Here is a 17,221-nt window from a genome sequence, read left to right as displayed (position 1 = left end):
GCAGTGCGCGGCGCCCGGTCCGTCACAGGAGTTGCCGCCATGAACGCCCCGCAAGACGCCCACACCGTTGCGGATGTATCCGCCGAGACCCGCCGCGCCACGCTGCTGGCCAGGCTCGCGGCCATCCTGCCCGACTCCGCCGTATTGTGGAAGGCCGAGGACACCACGCCCTACGAGTGCGACGGCCTGGCCGCGTATCGCCAGGTGCCCGACGCCGTGGTGCTGCCCGACACCGAGGAACAGGTCTGCGCCGTGCTGCGCCTGTGCCATGAACTGCGCGTGCCCGTGGTGCCGCGTGGGTCCGGCACCAGCCTGTCTGGCGGTGCCATGCCGATTGCCGGCGGCCTGGTGTTATCGCTGGCCAAGTTCAAGCGCATCCTGTCGATGGACGCCTATTCGCGCACCGCGGTGGTCCAGCCCGGCGTGCGCAACCTGGCGATTTCCGAGGCGGCCGCGCCGCACAATCTCTACTACGCCCCCGATCCCTCGTCGCAGATCGCCTGCTCCATCGGCGGCAACGTGGCAGAAAATTCCGGCGGCGTGCACTGCCTGAAGTACGGCCTGACCGTGCACAACGTGCTGCGCGTGCGCGGCGTGACCATGGAAGGCGACGTGGTGGTCTTCGGTTCCGAGGCCCCCGACTCGCCCGGCCTGGACCTGCTGGCCACGGTCATCGGCTCCGAAGGCATGCTGGCGGTGGTGACCGAAGTCACGGTCAAGCTGGTGCCCAAGCCGCAACTGGCGCAGGTCATCATGGCCAGCTTCGACGACGTGGAAAAAGGCGGCAATGCCGTGGCCGACGTGATCGCCGCGGGCATCATCCCGGCCGGGCTGGAGATGATGGACCGCCCCGCCACCGCTGCCGTGGAAGAGTTCGTCAAGGCCGGCTACGACCTCGACGCCGCCGCCATCCTGCTGTGCGAGTCGGACGGCACGCCCGAGGAAGTGGCCGAGGAAATCGGCCGTATGAGCGACGTGCTGCGCGCGTCGGGTGCCACGCGCATCACGGTGTCGCAGAACGAGGCCGAGCGCCTGCGCTTCTGGAGCGGCCGCAAGAACGCGTTCCCGGCAGCCGGCCGCATCTCGCCCGACTACTACTGCATGGACGGCACCATCCCGCGCAAGCACATCGGCACGCTGCTGAAGCGTATCGAGGCGATGGAGCGCAAGTACGGCTTGCGATGCATCAACGTGTTCCACGCCGGCGATGGCAACATGCACCCGCTGATCCTGTTCGATGGCGGCGACGTGGATGAATGGCACCGGGCCGAGCTGTTCGGGTCGGACATCCTGGAGACCTGCGTCGAACTGGGTGGCACCGTGACCGGCGAGCATGGCGTGGGGGTGGAGAAGCTGAACTCGATGTGCGTGCAGTTCTCGCGCGAGGAATGCGAGGCGTTCTTCGGCGTGAAGGCGGCGTTCGATCCCGCGCGGCTGCTCAATCCGGACAAGGCCATTCCCACGCTGGCGCGCTGTGCCGAATACGGCAAGATGCACGTCAAGCGCGGCTTGCTGCCGCATCCCGACCTGCCGCGGTTCTAATTCGACGCGCACGGCAGGCGCGGGGTGGCGGCAGGCCGCTCATCCCGCCCAACCGTTTCGTCAGACATGCCACAACGCAACCTCAACGCCCTGAACCGCCAGCGCCTGGGCCAACCCGAATCCGGCTGGCGCCAGAACTGGTACACGATCATCTTCGAAGCCGACACGCGCCCCGGGCGGCTGTTCGACGTCGTGCTGCTGATCGCGATCGTCGCCAGTGTCGGCGTGGTGATGCTGGACAGCGTGCCGTCGATCCACGTGCGGCTGGGCACGCTGTTCAACGTGCTCGAATGGATGTTCACGCTGGTGTTCACGGCCGAGTACATCATGCGGCTGTGCGTGGTGAAGCGGCCGCTGCGGTACGCGCTGAGCTTCTACGGCATCATCGACTTCATCTCGATCATGCCCACGTGGGCGTCGTTCTTCGCGCCGGAGCTGGCGTTCCTGATCGACGTGCGGCTGCTGCGGCTGCTGCGCGTGTTCCGGATTCTCAAGCTCACGGTGTACTTCGAGGAAGCCGAGATCCTGGCCCGCGCGCTGTCCAACAGCCGGCGCAAGATTTTCGTGTTCCTGGGCACGGTGTTCATCATCACCGTGATCCTGGGCACAGTGATGTACGTGGTGGAAGGCCCCGAGCATGGCTTCACGAGCATTCCGCTCAGCATGTACTGGGCCATCGTCACGCTGACCACGACGGGCTTTGGCGACATGGTGCCCAAGACGCCGGTGGGGCAATTCATCACGTCGCTGACCATCCTGCTGGGCTACGGCATCATCGCGTTCCCCACCGGCATCGTCGGCGCCGAACTGGCCGCCAGCATCATCAAGCGGCCGCTGACCACGCGTTGCTGCGAACACTGCCTGACCGAGGGGCACGAACCGTCGGCCAAGTACTGCCAGCACTGCGGCAGCGCGTTGCCTGACTACCGCAGCGAACCCGGGCTGGAAGGCCGGCTGGAGGGCGCGGTGGAAAACCAGCCGCCGCCGCCCAAGCGGCGCAAATAGTCGCAAGTAGACGCGCCAATCAACCATCGATAACGACAAGTCCTCATGCAAGCCACCCTCGACGCCACACTCGCGACGTTCCGCGATGCGATTCGCCAGGCCGGCGACAGCCGTACCCCGCTGCGGCTACGCGGCGGCGGCAGCAAGGATTTCTACGGGCAGGGCTTTGAAGGCACCGTGCTGGACACGCGCGCCTATCGCGGCATCGTGGACTACGATCCGGCCGAACTGGTGATCACGGCGCGCTGCGGCACGCCGCTGGCCGAGATCGAGGATGCGCTGGCCGAATGCCGCCAGATGCTGGCCTTCGAGCCGCCGCACTTTGCCGCGCACGGCCAGGCCAGCACGGCCACGCTGGGCGGTGCAGTGGCGGCGGGGCTATCGGGACCGCGCCGGCAGTCGGTGGGCGCGCTGCGCGACTTCGTGCTGGGCGCGCAACTGATGGACGGCAAGGGCGAGATCCTGAACTTCGGCGGACAGGTCATGAAGAACGTGGCCGGCTATGACGTCTCGCGCCTGCTGGCCGGGTCACTCGGCACGCTCGGCCTGGTGACCGAGGTATCGCTGAAGGTGCTGCCGGTGCCGTTCGACGACGCCGCGCTGCAGTTCGCGCTGCCGCAGGCCGAGGCCATCGACCAGTTGAACAAATGGGGTGGCAAGCCGCTGCCGATCGCGGCGTCGGCCTGGCATGACGGCACGCTGCATGTACGCCTGAGCGGCGCCACGGCTGCGGTTTGCGCGGCACGCGACAGCCTGGGCGGCGAGGTGGTCGACGCCAGCCACGCGGCGCAACTCTGGGTGGCGCTGCGCGAGCAGACGCATCCGTTCTTCACGCCGGCACTCGAGGCCGGCCGCGCGCTGTGGCGTATTGCGGTGCCCACCGTCGCCGCACCGCTGGACCTGCCCGGCGAGCAGCTCGTGGAATGGGGCGGCGGCCAGCGCTGGTGGCTGGCGCCCGACGACAGCGCGGCATCGGCCGATCTGGTGCGCGCCAGCGCCCAGGCCGCTGGCGGCCATGCCACGCTGTTCCGCAATGGCGACAAGGCCGTGGGCGTGTTCACGCCGCTGTCGTCGCCGCTGGCCGCGATTCACAAGCGGCTCAAGGCAAGCTTCGACCCAGCAGGCATCTTCAATCCGCAGCGCATGTACAGCGGGCTCTGACACCGCCGTCCGGACACGGTCTACAACGATAACGATCCCCCACCATGCAAACCACACTGGCCGAATTCCTGCGCAACACGCCCGAAGGCGAAGAAGCCAAATCGATCGTCGGCAAATGCGTGCACTGCGGTTTCTGCACCGCCACCTGCCCCACCTACCAGTTGCTGGGCGACGAGCTGGACGGCCCACGCGGCCGCATCTACCTGATGAAGCAGGTGCTCGAAGGCAACGCGGTGACCGAAAGCACGCGTCTGCACCTGGACCGCTGCCTGACCTGCCGCAACTGCGAATCGACCTGCCCGTCCGGCGTGACCTATGGGCGTCTGGTCGACATCGGCCGCCAGATCGTTGACGACCGGCTGGCCGCACAAGGGGTGCAGCGGCCGGCCAAACAGCGCATTGCGCGCTGGATGCTGCGCGAAGGGCTGACGCGCCCCGCGCTGTTCGGCACGGCGCTCAAGCTTGGCCAGATCGTGCGCCCGCTGCTGCCGCAGACGCTGCGCAACAAGGTGCCGGCCCACCCGACGTCGCCCGGTACCTGGCCGCGCAACGATCATCCGCGCAAGATGCTGTTGCTCGACGGTTGTGTGCAGCCGGCCATGTCGCCCAACATCAATGCCGCCACGGCCCGCGTGTTCGACAAACTCGGTGTGCAGCTCGTGGTGGCGCAGGAAGCCGGTTGTTGTGGCGCCATCCGCTTCCACACGGGCGACCACGACGGCGGGCTCGACAACATGCGCGCCAATATCGACGCCTGGTGGCCTCATATCGAAGCGGGCGCGGAGGCCATCGTCATGACCGCGTCGGGATGTGGCGCGATGGTCAAGGACTACGGGCACCTGCTGCGCAATGATCCCCAGTACGCGGAGCGCGCCGCGCGCGTGTCGGCACTGACGCGCGACCTGTCGGAACTGTTGCCCGACTTCGCCGACGACCTGCACGCATTGGCCGGCGCAGTACCGCGCGACGGCCGGCGCGTGGCATGGCACCCGCCTTGCACGCTGCAGCATGGCCAGCAGATCCGGGGCAAGGTCGAATCGCTGCTGACGCGCCTGGGCGTGGATGTACGGCTCTGTGCAGACAGCCACCTGTGCTGCGGATCGGCGGGCACGTATTCGGTCCTGCAACCGGAACTGTCGTACCGGCTGCGCGACGACAAGCTGGCCAAGCTGCAGGCCACCTCGCCCGAGTCCATCGTGTCGGCCAACATCGGGTGCATCACGCACCTGCAGAGCGGCACGGATACGCCGGTGATGCACTGGGTGGAGCTGGTGGACCGGATGTTGACGCCGGCGGTGGCGAAGGCGGCATAACGCTGTCTCCACCTCGGACGTGGCTCCCCTCTCCGTCTTTTCGCTCCCCTCTCCCGCACGGCGGGAGAGGGGTTGGGGGTGAGGGCTGGCGTGTCGTGCTTGGCTGGCGTGGGTTAGGACTTCAAGCGCCTGCCCTCACCCCCCGCCCCTCTCCCGGAGGGAGAGGGGAGAAAACCCAAAAACCAAAACCCCACCCCCACGCTCCCGCTTGCACGCATCTTGTCCGGGAGTAACATGGCGGCACCTCGGTTTTCCCCATTGCTGCCCCCATGCTCCAGACGTTTGCCATCCTGCTGGTCTTCCAGACCGTCGGCGAAGTCATCAGCTACGCGCTGCGGCTGCCCGTGCCCGGTCCCGTGATCGGCATGTTGCTGCTGTTCGGCTGGCTGGTGTTCGATAACCGGTTGCTGCCCGTGATCCAGGGCTCGGCCAGTGAACTGCTCAAGCACCTGTCGTTGCTGTTCGTGCCGGCAGGTGTCGGCATCATGGTGCACGCCAACCGCATCGGCGCCGAATGGCTGCCGATCGTCATCGCGTTGGTGGTCTCCACCTGGGTGGCCATCGCGGTGACCGCGCTGGTCACGCGCGCGCTGATGCGCCGGCCACCCGCCGAACAGCCTGTCGACACGGGGGTGCAGCCATGATGTCGCCGCGCCTCAATGAAATCTGGGTGTATCTGGCCGCCAGCCCGCTGATCGGGCTGACCGCCACGCTGATCGCCTATGTGTTCGCGTTTCGCATCTACGAGCGGGCAAAGTTCTCGCCGCTGGCCAATCCGGTGATGATCTCGGTGGCCATCCTGGTCACCGTGCTGACCGTTACCGGCACGCCCTACAAGACCTACTTCGACGGTGCGCAGTTCGTGCACTTCCTGCTAGGCCCGGCCACCGTGGCCCTGGCGGTGCCGCTGTACACGCAACTGCCCAAGCTGCGCAGCAACGTGCTGCCGCTGCTGGTGGGGCTGCTGGCGGGATCGGTCGCGGCCGTGGTGTCGGCGGTGGGTATTGCGTACCTGCTGGGCGCGTCGCCCGAAGTGGTGCGCTCGCTGGCGCCGAAGTCGGTGACGATTCCGATTGCGATGGGGGTGTCGGAGAAGATCGGCGGGCTGCCGTCGCTGACGGCCGTGCTGGTCATGGCTACCGGCATTGTCGGCGCGGTCAGCGCCACTGGCCTGCTGAACCTGTTGCGCGTGCGCGACTACACGGTGCGCGGCTTTGCCACCGGCGTGGCGGCACACGGCATCGGCACGGCGCGCGCGTTCCAGGTCAGCCAGGAAGCGGGCGCGTTCTCGGCGCTGGGCATGGGCCTGAATGGCGTGCTGACCGCCATCATCGTGCCGGTCATGGCCACATGGATGCCGCGCTGACTGCCGGAGATCCCCGGGGCGCCCCTGACATCCTCCTGACAGCACGTTGTCAGGAGTAGCCGCGCATCATCCGTTCTCCCGAACGTATTGAAACCACCATGAGCCGACGCGCCGACCGCCTCTTCCAGATCGTCCAGGTGTTGCGCGGCCGCCGCCTGACCACGGCGGCGCTGCTGGCGCAGCGGCTGGGCGTCTCCGAGCGCACGGTCTATCGCGATATCCAGGCCCTGTCGCTGTCAGGCGTGCCCGTGGAGGGCGAGGCCGGCATCGGCTACCGGCTGCGGCCCGACTACGATGTGCCGCCGCTGATGTTCACGTCGATGGAAGTGGAGGCCATGGTGGCTGGCCTGCGCCTGCTGAAGGCGTGGGGCGGCGGCGCTCTGGCCGCTGCGGCCGATCCGTCGCTGGAAAAGCTGATGGCCGCCCTGCCGCCGCAACGGCGGCTGTCCGCGCAGCAGAGCCGCATCTTCGCGCCCGAGTATGCGAACCAGCCCGCCGTGCGCGAGGCATTCGATATCGTGCACTCGGCCATCGGCATGCAGCGCCTGCTGCAGATCGACTACAGCGACGCGCAGCAACGCGACACGGTGCGCGTGGTGCAGCCGCTGGGACTGTTCTTCTGGGGCAATGTCTGGCTGGTGGCCGCGTGGTGCACGGCGCGCGAGGACTATCGCAGCTTCCGCCTGGACCGCTGCCGCAAGCTCACGATGCTGGCGGAGCACTTCCATGAAACGCCGGAACGCTCGCTCAATGGCTTCCTGCGCGCGGTGCGGGCGGACTCGCACGGCTGAGCCATCTCAGCCGCGCTGGATGCCGATGGCTCAGGCGCCCGGATCGGCGAGCAGCTTCTCGATGTCGCCGCGAATCTCGTCGGGCTTGGTGGTGGGTGCGTAGCGCTTGAAGATCGTGCCGTCGCGGCGCACCAGGAACTTGGTGAAATTCCACTTGATCGCCTGCGTACCCAGCAGGCCGGGCTTCTCCGACGTCAGCCACTTGTAGAGCGGGTGGGCGTCGGCGCCGTTCACGTCGATCTTGTCGAACATCGGGAACGTGACGTGGAAGCGCGACTCGCAGAACGCACCGATCTCCTCCGCATCGCCGGGCTCCTGCTTGCCGAACTGGTTGCACGGAAAGCCCAGCACGTCGAAACCGCGCGTCTGGTAGCTGTCCTGCAGCGTCTGCAGGCCCGCGTATTGCGGCGTAAAACCGCATTCGCTGGCAGTGTTGACGATCAGCAGCACCTTGCCCCTGTATTCGGTCAGCGGCACCGGCTGGCCGGCCAGCGAATTGGCTTCAAACTGGTAGACGTTGCTCATCGTCGGTCTCCTCGTACTGGATAGGGGCGGAATCGGGACAGGCGCCAAGCATACCGCGCCCGCGCCGCAGCGTCTTCCCGTCCGCTGCCCCGCGCGTCAGATCACGTTCAGGTGTTCGGTACCCGCGCCCAGGTCGGCGTCGCGATGCCGCGCGCTATGCAGCTTGATCATCAGGCGCAGGTCGTTGAGCGAGTCGGCGTTCTTGAGCGCGTCCTCGTACGTGATCTTCTCCTCCTCGTACAGCTCGAACAGCGCCTGGTCGAACGAGATCATGCCCTGCTCGCGCGATTTCTTGATGACCTCCTTGAGCTCGTGGATCTCGCCCTTGAAGATCAGGTCGGCCACCAGCGGCGTACCGATCATGATTTCCACCGCCGGTACGCGGCCCTTGCGGCCGGCGCGCGGCAGCAGGCGCTGCGAGATCATCGCCTTCAGGTTCAGCGACAGGTCGATCAGCAGCTGCTGGCGCTTTTCCTCGGGGAAGAAGTTGACGATACGGTCGATGGCCTGGTTGGCGTTGTTCGCGTGCAGCGTGGCCAGGCACAGGTGGCCCGTTTCCGCATACTGCATCGCGTATTCCATCGTTTCGCGGTCACGGATTTCGCCAATCAGGATCACGTCCGGCGCCTGGCGCAGCGTGTTCTTCAGCGCCACGTGCCACGACTCGGTGTCGATGCCCACTTCGCGCTGCGTGACGATGCAGTTCTGGTGCGCGTGCACGTACTCGATCGGGTCCTCGATCGTGATGATGTGGCCGTACGCATGCGCGTTGCGGTGGTCGAGCATGGCTGCCAGCGACGTCGACTTGCCCGAGCCCGTGGCGCCGGTGACGATCACCAGGCCGCGCTTGGACATCACGATGTCGTGCAGCGACTGCGGCAGGTCCAGGTCTTCCACCGACGGGATGCGCGTATTGATCGTCCGCACCACCATGCCGGCGCGTCCCTGCTGGATGAACGCCGATACCCGGAAGCGGCCCGCATTGGGCGCCGTGATCGCGAAATTGCACTCGCGCGTGTCGTCGAATTCCTTCACCTGGCGCTCGTTCATGATCGAGCGCACCAGGCCCAGTGCCTGCGTGGGATTCAGCGGTTGCTGCGACACCGGCGTGATCTTGCCGTCGACCTTGATGGCCGGCGGGAATTCCGACGTGATGAACAGGTCGGAGCCGCGGTTGTTCACCATCAGCTCCAGCAGGTCGTTGATGTACTTCGATGCGGATTCGCGGTCGAGCATGGTCAGGCCCCTTATCCCATGAAGGCGTCGGGATTCTTCGCGATCGCCTTCGCATCGTTGAAGTTGATCACGCCACGCTTGATCAGGTCGCTCAGGCACTGGTCCAGCGTCTGCATGCCCATGCCGCTGGACGTCTGCATCATCGAGTACATCTGCGCGATCTTGTTCTCGCGGATCAGGTGTCGGATGGCGGGCGTGGCGATCATGATTTCGTGCGCCGCGGTACGGCCATTGCCGTCGCGCGTCTTGAGCAGCGTCTGCGAGATCACCGCCTCCAGCGACTCGGACAGCATCGTCCGTACCATGTCCTTTTCCTCGGGCGGGAACACGTCCACCACCCGGTCAATGGTCTTGGCGGCGGAACTCGTGTGCAGCGTGGCAAAGACCAGGTGGCCGGTTTCCGCGGCGGTCAGCGCCAGGCGGATCGTTTCCAGGTCACGCAATTCGCCCACCAGCACCACGTCCGGATCCTCACGCAGCGCCGAACGCAGCGCGTTGGCGAACGAATGCGTATGCGGACCCAGTTCGCGCTGGTTGATCAGGCTCTTCTTGGAGTTGTGCACGAATTCGATCGGGTCCTCAACCGTGAGGATGTGGCCCATATCGTTGTCGTTGCGATGGTCGACCATCGCCGCCAGCGTGGTCGACTTGCCCGAACCGGTCGGCCCGGTCACCAGCACCAGCCCGCGCGGCTTCATGCACAGGTCGGCGAACACGGCCGGCGCGTGCAGGTCGTCGAGCGTGAGCACCTTCGACGGAATCGTCCGGAAGACGGCGGCCGAGCCGCGCTGCGTGGTGAAGGCATTGACCCGGAAGCGGGACAGGCCCGAGATTTCGAACGAGAAATCGACTTCCAGGCGTTCTTCGTAGGCTTTGCGCTGAACGTCGCTCATGATGTCGTACACCATGGCGTGAACGTCCTTGTGCGTCATGGCCGCGACGTTGATGCGGCGCATGTCCCCGTGAATACGCACCATCGGCGGCATGTCGGCCGAGAGGTGAAGATCGGAAGCCTTGTTCTTGACCGCGAAGGCCAGAAGCTGTGCGATGTCCATCTATAATGACCCCACCCTAAAGAGGCCCTGGCCGAAAATCCGTCTGGCGGGCCTTCACAGGTTTATTGTTGTACTTCTAGTTGTACTTCTAGTTGTACTTCTTGGAATATTTCCGCTGGATTATGTCTGTAATCGCCGCCAACTTGCAAGCCGTGAAAAATGACATCGCGGCGGCCGCACAACAAGCCGGCAGGTCGGCCGCCGACGTCAGGCTGCTGGCGGTTTCCAAGACGGTTTCGCCGGCCGGCGTGCGCGAAGCCTTCGACGCCGGCCAGCGGGCATTTGGCGAAAACTATGTCCAGGAAGGGCTGGACAAGATCGCGGCGCTGGACGCGGTGCGCAGCCAGGTCGAATGGCATTTCATCGGCCCCCTGCAAAGCAACAAGACGCGGCCGGTGGCCGAGCAGTTCGACTGGGTTCACGCGGTCGACCGCCTGAAGATCGCCGAACGGCTATCCGCCCAGCGTCCGGCCGGACTGCCGCCGCTGCAGGTCTGCATCCAGGTCAATATCAGCGGCGAGGACACCAAGAGCGGCGTGGCCCCGGAAGAAGTACCAGCGCTGGCGCTGGCCATCGCGGCGCTGCCCAACCTGACTTTGCGCGGCCTGATGGCCATTCCGGCGCCGGCGTCCGACCCGGATGCCCAGCGTCAACCGTTTGCCGCCCTTCGTGCGTTGCTTGATCAACTACGCCAATCCGGGCTAAACGTGGACACGCTCTCGATGGGCATGTCCGCCGACATGGACGCGGCCATCGCCGAGGGCGCCACGCTGGTGCGTATCGGCACCGCGATCTTCGGCGCGCGGGGCTGATTGCCCCCCCAAACACCACGACATGAAAAAACGCCAGCCGACACGTATCGCGCTGGCAGACCAGGAAACTTGATGCTCGATTCCCTCACCTTCGGCTTTCTCGGCGGCGGCAACATGGCCTCCGCCCTGATTGGCGGCCTGGTGGCCCGTGGCGTGCCTGCCGGCGCGATCCGCGTGGTCGATCCGTTCGACGATGCCCGCCAGCGCCTGACCCAGACGCTGGGCGTGCACGCGCTGGCGGCGCCCGACGCCGCATTCGGCGCCAGCGACGTGATCGTGCTGGCCGTCAAGCCGCAGCAATACCGCGATGCGATTGCCCCGCTGGTGCCGCTGCTGACCGACAACCTGATCATCAGCGTGGCGGCTGGCATCCGGCTGCAGGACATGGCCCGCTGGCTGGGCCGCAACCGCCTGGTGCGGGCCATGCCGAACACGCCGGCGCTGGCCGGCATGGGCATGACGGGGCTGGCCGCCGCGCCGGGCCTGTCCGGCGCCGACCGCGACATCGCCACGGCCGTGGCTCAGGCCGTTGGGCAATGCGTATGGGTGGATAACGACGACCAGATCGACGCCGTGACCGCCATCTCGGGCAGCGGCCCGGCCTATGTCTTCTATTTCGTCGAGGCGATGGAGCGCGCAGCCACGGAAATGGGCCTGTCCGCCGACCAGGGCCGCCAGCTCGCCGTGGAAACGTTCCGGGGCGCCGCCGCGCTGGCCGCAGCGTCGACCGAGCCGGTCTCGGTGCTGCGCGAGCGCGTGACGTCCAAGGGCGGCACGACCTACGCAGCGCTGACGGCAATGGATGCCAGCGGCATGAAGGATGCGTTCGTGAAAGCGATGCACGCCGCCGCAGCACGCGGCCGCGAGATGGGCGCGGAATTCGGCAAGGATTAAACGTCCCCGCGCTTTCCTGCTCCCCTCCCCATGAATGGGAGAGGGGTTGGGGGTGAGGGCTTGATGCTCTGCTTGCCGATCAGTGGCAATTTGAACCGCTGGCCCTCTCCCCCGGCCCCTCTCCCGCGTCGCGGGAGAGGGGAGAAAACCAGAGAGAACCGAGGGGCTAGGGCTACTTCAACAAGTACGCCCCAAACGTCCCCGCGAACACACAAGCCCCGAGCCAGTTGTTGTGCCGGAACGCAGCAAAGCACTTCATGCGGTCGCGCTCGCGAATCAGGGTGTAGTGGTAGCCGGCCATCGCCGCCGCGGCCACCAGCCCCACGTAATACGGCCAGCCCAGATCCAGCAGCGCGCCAGCCCACGCCATCAAGCCCAGAAACACCGCATAGCAGACCATGATGGCAGCCACGTCAAAGCGGCCGAAGGTAATGGCCGACGTTTTCATGCCCAGCAGCAGGTCATCGTCGCGGTCGACCATGGCGTAGGCCGTGTCGTAGGCCACGGCCCAGAACACGTTGCCCAGCAGCATCAGCCAGGCCACGAACGGCACCTGCCCCTGGATGGCGGCAAATGCCATCGGAATGCCAAACCCGAACGCGATACCCAGATAGGCCTGCGGAATCGCGAAAAAGCGTTTGAAGAACGGATAGGTTCCGGCCAGCACGGCGGCCACCACGGCCAACCACTTGGTTAGGCCGTTCAGCGGCAGGATCAGCGCGAAGGCAATCAGCGCCAGCACGGCGGCCACGGCCAGCGCTTCCCAGTTGGCAATCAGCCCGGCGGTCAGCGGCCGCTCCTTGGTGCGCTTCACGTGCTTGTCGAAATCGCGGTCGGCCCAGTCGTTGATGGCACAGCCGGCCGAGCGCATCAGGAAGGTGCCGACGAAGAAAATCCAGAACATCTGCCATGACGGCGGCCCGCCGGCGGCCATCCACATCGCCCATAGCGTGGGCCACAGCAGCAGCAGCGTGCCGATCGGCTTGTCGATGCGCACCAGTCGCGCGTACAGCGCGAGGCGGCCTGGGTGTCGGGGGGCGGCGGACGGATGGGACATGGCGGCGGACTTCAGGCAATACAAAGAAAAAAACGCGCCCCGGCAGGCCGAGGCGCGTTGTACCGGTTCAACCGGTGGCGGGCATGACGTGAATTAGGCCAGCATTGCGCGCAGCATCCACGCAGTCTTTTCGTGCGTCTGCATGCGCTGGGTCAGCAGGTCGGCCGACGGCTCGTCACCCGCTGCATCGATGACCGGGAACAGCGAGCGCGCGGTGCGCACCACGGCTTCCTGGCCTTCCACGAGCTTGCGGATCATGTCGGTGGCCTCGGGCACGCCATCTTCCTCGGCGATCGACGACAGCTTCGCGTATTCCTTGTACGTGCCCGGTGCCGGGTAGCCCAGTGCGCGGATACGCTCGGCAATGGCGTCGACGGCCAGCGCCAGTTCGGTGTACTGCGTCTCGAACATCAGATGCAGCGTATTGAACATCGGGCCCGTCACGTTCCAATGGAAGTTGTGGGTCTTGAGATAGAGGGTGTAGGTGTCGGCCAGCAGCTTGCTCAGGCCTTCCGCGATCTTCTTGCGGTCCTTGTCCGAAATTCCGATGTTCACGCTCATCTCATTCTTCTTTGCCATGGTTTCTAAGCTCCATTCTGGTCAGGCCACGAGGATCGGCCGCCCGCGCTACCGCGGACGAGCAGCGGCCATTATCGCACCAGGTCATGTCACGAGGAAGGACACACCCTGCGCCGCATCGAGGAACATCACCATTGCGCCAAGCGCGACAATGGCCATGCCGATTTCCTTGCGTACCAACTTGCGGCGCAGGCGTCCGGCCTTGCCCGCCCGTGCGGCGTCGGCTCGCAACTGCCGGAATTCGCTCACGAAAAGATCGAGCATTGCCATGATGTTTCTCCCTGTGTAGGCGGGTCGCTCCTGTCCGCCAGGTTGGTGTCGCGACCCGATGGACGGAGTGTAGGCACCGGCTATTCATGTGACTATTTGATAATTTCAACCTATCAAATAGGCGACACCTATAACCGCGTGGAAGTCATGGGTTTTGCAGGAATGCGCGCGGAAAACAAAAACGGCAGGGTCTCCCCTGCCGTCGGCAACTTCCGATACAGATCGGTGCAGTGGACTCAGGCGGCCACGGCCTCCACGTCCTCGGCGCTGGCAAGCTTGCGCACACCCGACAGTTCGCAGGCGGCCACGGCATTGGCCAGTGCTTCCATGGCGGGCAGGCGGGTAAAGCTCTTGCGCCAGGCCAGCACCACGCGGCGATCGGGCACCGGCTCGGCGAACGGCACGTACGACAGCAAGTCGTTTCGCGGCTTGAGGTCGGGCACCGACGTGCGCGGCAGCACCGTAATACCCACGCCGCTGGCCACCATGTGCCGGATCGTTTCGAGCGACGAGCCCTCGAACGTCTTCTGGATACCGTCGGCAGCCTGCGAGAAGCGCGACAGTTCGGGACAGACGCCCAGCACGTGGTCGCGGAAGCAGTGGCCGCTGCCCAGCAGCAGCATGGTCTGCTGCTTCAGTTCGTCCGGGTCCACCTTGGCCTGCTCGGCCAGCTTGTGCCCGCGCGGCACGGCCACCACGAACGGCTCGTCGTAGAGCGGCCGCACGGTCAGGCCCGAATCCGCGAACGGCTCGGCCATGATCGCGCAGTCGATCTCGCCCTGCTTGAGCAGTTCGATCAGCTTGTTGGTGTAGTTTTCCTGCAGCATCAGCGGCATCTGCGGGACGGTATCGATCATCTGCTTGACCAGCGACGGCAGCAGGTACGGCCCGATCGTGTAGATCACGCCCACGCGCAGCGGGCCGGCCAGCGGATCCTTGCCTTGCTTGGCGATTTCACGAATCGCCATGGTCTGTTCGAGCACGCGCTGCGCCTGCGCCACGATCTGCTCGCCGATGGCCGTCACCGACACCTCCGAGGTGCCGCGCTCGAAAATCTGCACGGTCAGCTCGTCCTCCAGCTTCTTGATGGCAACCGACAGGGTCGGCTGCGACACGAAGCACGCCTCGGCCGCCCGGCCGAAATGGCGCTCGCGCGCGACGGCGACGATGTACTTGAGTTCGGTGAGCGTCATGATCAATCAGGTTCGGTTAGGCGATAGATTTTAGCTTCGATTCCGCCATCTGTCAGATCGCCGAAGCAATGTCAGTCTTGCGGCACTTTTTCTGACTAGTCAGAAACACCGACCGGTGATCGGCTACGCCTTCAAAAAGTGTTCGCGTCCGCCCAGCCAGCGTGACAAATGTGACTCAACCTCCTCGGGAAACCGTTCCAGCATCAGTTCGGCGGCTTCCTGGGCGTAGTCCACCAGCCAGGCGTCGGTCTCCAGGTCGGCAAAGCGCAGCATGGCCTCGCCGGACTGGCGCGCTCCCAGGAATTCACCCGGACCTCGGATCTGCAGGTCACGCCGGGCAATTTCGAAGCCGTCGGTGGTTTCGCGCATCGTCGCCAGGCGTTCACGCGCAGTGGGTGACAACGGCGCCTGATACATCAGCAGGCAGACCGATTCCGCGCTGCCCCGCCCCACGCGGCCGCGCAACTGGTGCAGCTGCGCCAGGCCAAAGCGCTCGGCATGCTCGATCACCATCAGCGAGGCGTTGGGCACGTCCACGCCCACTTCGATCACGGTGGTGGCCACCAGCACCTGCAGCCGGTTGGCGGTGAAGTCGTCCATCACGGCGGCCTTCTCCGCTGGCGGCAGCCGCCCATGGACCAGGCCCACGCGCAGGTCGGGCAGCGCGGCCATCAGCGTTTCGTAGGTCTCCACGGCGGTCTGCAACTGCAGCGCCTCGCTTTCCTCGATCAGCGGGCAAACCCAGTAGACCTGGCGCCCTTCGGCCGCCGCGTGGTGTACGCGCTCGATGACCTCGTCGCGGCGCGCATCGTTGACCAGCCGCGTCACGATCGGCGTGCGCCCCGGCGGCAGTTCGTCGATGACCGACACGTCGAGGTCGGCGTAATACGTCATGGCCAGCGTGCGCGGGATCGGCGTGGCCGACATCATCAACTGGTGCGGCACCTGCGCCAGCTTGTCGTCGGCCGGCTTCGGCGCATCGCCCTCGGCCGCCTTGCCGCGCAATGCCAGCCGCTGGGCCACCCCGAAGCGGTGCTGTTCGTCGACCACGGCCAGCCCCAGGTTGGCAAACTTCACGCCGTCCTGGATCAGCGCATGCGTGCCGATCACCAGCTTTGCCTCGCCCGATTCGGCGCGGGCCACGGCCTCGCGCTTGGCCTTGGTCTTCAGGCTGCCGGCCAGCCAGACCACGGGCACGCCCAGCGGCTCCAGCCACGCCGACAGCTTGCGGTAGTGCTGCTCGGCCAGGATTTCGGTGGGCGCCATCAGCGCGGCCTGAAAGCCCGCGTCGATGGCCTGGCAGGCCGCCAGCGCGGCCACGATGGTCTTGCCGCTGCCCACGTCGCCCTGCAGCAGCCGGTGCATCGGATGCGGCCGTGTCATGTCGGCGGCGATTTCCTCGACCACGCGCTGCTGGGCGCCGGTCAATTTGAACGGCAGCGCGGCCTGGAAGTTGGTCAGCAGGCCGCCGGCGCGGCGCGGCATCGATGGCGCGTTCTTCTCCTTGCGCGCGGCCTGCGAGCGGCGCAGCGAGATCTGCTGCGCCAGCAGTTCGTCGAACTTGATGCGGATCCAGGCCGGGTGCGAGCGGTCGGCCAGCGCGGCCTCGCTTTCCTGCGGCGGCGGGTTGTGCAGCAGGCGCAGGCAATCCATCAGCGGCGGCAGCTTCAGCGGTGCCAGCGGGCCGCGCATGATGGCCTGGGGCAAGGTCTCCGGCATGGGCGTGCGCGACATGGCGCCGCCAATGGCCTTGCGCAGATAGCCCTGAGAGATGCCCGCAGTGGCCGGATAGACCGGCGTCAGCCGATCGGGCAGCGGTTCGTCGGGCGTGATGGCGCGCACGGTCGGATGGACCATTTCGGCGCCAAAGAATCCGCCCCGTATCTCGCCGCGCACGCGCAGCCGCATGCCTTCGGCCATCTGCTTGGTCTGGCTGCCGTAGAAGTTGAGAAAGCGCAACGTCAGCTCGCCGGTGTCGTCCGCCATTTTCACCACCAGTTGGCGGCGCGGCCGGAAAGTCACCTCGTTCGACACAACTTCGCCCTCGACCTGCGCCGCCAGCCCCATGCCGGCGCGGCGGATCGCTTCGCGGATCGGCTCCAGCGTGGTTTCGTCTTCGTAGCGCAGCGGCAGGTGCAACACCAGGTCCACCGGCCGCCGCAGGCCCAGCTTGGCCAGCCGCGCCACGGCGGAAGACGGCTTGGCCTTGGCATCCGCCTTGGCGTCCGGCTTTGCACCCTCTTTCCCGCCGCGTCGCGCCGGCTTCGGGGCGGACTCGGTAGGCGGGACAGTATCGTCGGTCGGGTCGGTGGCGGTGCCTGGCATCAGCGCTGAATAATGGGAGTCACAAGCGTGGCGTGGGCGAAGCGGCGCGCCCAAGCCTTACAATGTCGGATTCGCCGATTGTACCCATGCCGTACCG

General features: G+C 66.1%; 17 protein-coding genes. 9 read left to right on the top strand and 8 right to left on the bottom strand.

The genetic code is table 11. The features are described 5' to 3' along the window. The first annotated feature begins 39 nt into the window (after positions 1-39). The 7 genes from MFF62_RS29840 to MFF62_RS29810 all read left to right on the top strand — a co-directional run bounded on the left by MFF62_RS29840 (position 40) and on the right by MFF62_RS29810 (position 7,178). On the top strand, positions 40-1,542 hold the full coding sequence (locus MFF62_RS29840) for an FAD-linked oxidase C-terminal domain-containing protein (protein ID WP_238267568.1): 1,503 nt from the start codon (positions 40-42) through the stop codon (positions 1,540-1,542). A gap of 66 nt (positions 1,543-1,608) precedes the next feature. Next, on the top strand, positions 1,609-2,547 hold the full coding sequence (locus MFF62_RS29835) for an ion transporter (protein ID WP_238267563.1): 939 nt from the start codon (positions 1,609-1,611) through the stop codon (positions 2,545-2,547). 45 nt (positions 2,548-2,592) lie between these two features. Then, complete coding sequence (glcE, locus tag MFF62_RS29830) at positions 2,593-3,708, top strand: glycolate oxidase subunit GlcE (RefSeq protein ID WP_238267561.1); 1,116 nt, start codon at positions 2,593-2,595, stop codon at positions 3,706-3,708. Between the two features lie 44 nt (positions 3,709-3,752). After that, the gene (gene glcF / locus MFF62_RS29825; RefSeq protein WP_238267559.1) at positions 3,753-5,021 is read left to right on the top strand and encodes a glycolate oxidase subunit GlcF; all 1,269 of its coding nucleotides are present in this window, start codon (positions 3,753-3,755) and stop codon (positions 5,019-5,021) included. A 269-nt stretch (positions 5,022-5,290) separates the two neighbouring features. Next, positions 5,291-5,665, top strand: coding sequence for a CidA/LrgA family protein (locus MFF62_RS29820; protein ID WP_238267557.1), 375 nt, complete (start codon positions 5,291-5,293; stop codon positions 5,663-5,665). Further along, positions 5,662-6,387, top strand: a complete 726-nt coding sequence (locus MFF62_RS29815) for an LrgB family protein (protein WP_238267555.1) — start codon at positions 5,662-5,664, stop codon at positions 6,385-6,387. Before MFF62_RS29820 ends, MFF62_RS29815 begins: the two co-directional genes overlap by 4 nt. Before the next feature lie 98 nt (positions 6,388-6,485). Next, the gene (locus tag MFF62_RS29810; protein ID WP_238267553.1) at positions 6,486-7,178 is read left to right on the top strand and encodes a helix-turn-helix transcriptional regulator; all 693 of its coding nucleotides are present in this window, start codon (positions 6,486-6,488) and stop codon (positions 7,176-7,178) included. A 30-nt stretch (positions 7,179-7,208) separates the two neighbouring features. Here MFF62_RS29810 and MFF62_RS29805 read toward each other — a convergent pair whose 3' ends face one another. From MFF62_RS29805 to MFF62_RS29795, 3 genes are all read right to left on the bottom strand, one after another. Further along, positions 7,209-7,703 (bottom strand): glutathione peroxidase, encoded by a 495-nt coding sequence (locus MFF62_RS29805; protein ID WP_238267551.1) that lies wholly within the window; start codon positions 7,701-7,703, stop codon positions 7,209-7,211. 96 nt (positions 7,704-7,799) lie between these two features. After that, on the bottom strand, positions 7,800-8,939 hold the full coding sequence (locus MFF62_RS29800; protein WP_238267548.1) for a PilT/PilU family type 4a pilus ATPase: 1,140 nt from the start codon (positions 8,937-8,939) through the stop codon (positions 7,800-7,802). Between the two features lie 11 nt (positions 8,940-8,950). After that, positions 8,951-9,994 carry a type IV pilus twitching motility protein PilT gene (locus MFF62_RS29795; RefSeq protein ID WP_238267547.1) on the bottom strand — a complete coding sequence of 348 codons (1,044 nt, stop codon included), beginning with the start codon at positions 9,992-9,994 and terminating at the stop codon, positions 8,951-8,953. Positions 9,995-10,116: 122 nt separating this feature from the next. On the opposite strand from MFF62_RS29795, the gene MFF62_RS29790 reads away from it, so the two are divergent. Together MFF62_RS29790 and proC are read left to right on the top strand one after the other, a co-directional pair. Continuing rightward, entirely contained in the window at positions 10,117-10,806 is a 690-nt protein-coding gene (locus tag MFF62_RS29790; RefSeq protein WP_238267546.1) for a YggS family pyridoxal phosphate-dependent enzyme, read from the top strand. Between the two features lie 72 nt (positions 10,807-10,878). Next, positions 10,879-11,700, top strand: coding sequence for a pyrroline-5-carboxylate reductase (proC, locus tag MFF62_RS29785; RefSeq protein ID WP_238267545.1), 822 nt, complete (start codon positions 10,879-10,881; stop codon positions 11,698-11,700). A gap of 172 nt (positions 11,701-11,872) precedes the next feature. On the opposite strand, the gene ubiA is transcribed toward proC, so the two are convergent. The 5 genes from ubiA to recG form a co-directional block, all read right to left on the bottom strand. Beyond that, the gene (gene ubiA, locus MFF62_RS29780) at positions 11,873-12,757 is read right to left on the bottom strand and encodes a 4-hydroxybenzoate octaprenyltransferase (RefSeq protein ID WP_238267544.1); all 885 of its coding nucleotides are present in this window, start codon (positions 12,755-12,757) and stop codon (positions 11,873-11,875) included. Positions 12,758-12,850: 93 nt separating this feature from the next. After that, the gene (locus MFF62_RS29775) at positions 12,851-13,336 is read right to left on the bottom strand and encodes a Dps family protein (protein WP_238267543.1); all 486 of its coding nucleotides are present in this window, start codon (positions 13,334-13,336) and stop codon (positions 12,851-12,853) included. A gap of 84 nt (positions 13,337-13,420) precedes the next feature. Next, positions 13,421-13,606 carry a hypothetical protein gene (locus MFF62_RS29770; RefSeq protein WP_238267542.1) on the bottom strand — a complete coding sequence of 62 codons (186 nt, stop codon included), beginning with the start codon at positions 13,604-13,606 and terminating at the stop codon, positions 13,421-13,423. 236 nt (positions 13,607-13,842) lie between these two features. Further along, positions 13,843-14,799, bottom strand: a complete 957-nt coding sequence (locus MFF62_RS29765) for a LysR substrate-binding domain-containing protein (RefSeq protein WP_238267541.1) — start codon at positions 14,797-14,799, stop codon at positions 13,843-13,845. 123 nt (positions 14,800-14,922) lie between these two features. After that, positions 14,923-17,124: an ATP-dependent DNA helicase RecG gene (recG, locus tag MFF62_RS29760; RefSeq protein WP_238267539.1), complete on the bottom strand. Its 2,202-nt coding sequence runs from the start codon at positions 17,122-17,124 to the stop codon at positions 14,923-14,925. Between the last annotated feature and the right edge of the window lie 97 nt (positions 17,125-17,221).

Source organism: Cupriavidus pauculus, assembly GCF_022179805.1.
Taxonomy (GTDB): Bacteria; Pseudomonadota; Gammaproteobacteria; order Burkholderiales; family Burkholderiaceae; genus Cupriavidus; species Cupriavidus pauculus_E.
The sequence above is the reverse complement of the archived record's forward strand: the minus strand, read 5'-3'. Positions and strand labels throughout refer to the sequence as shown.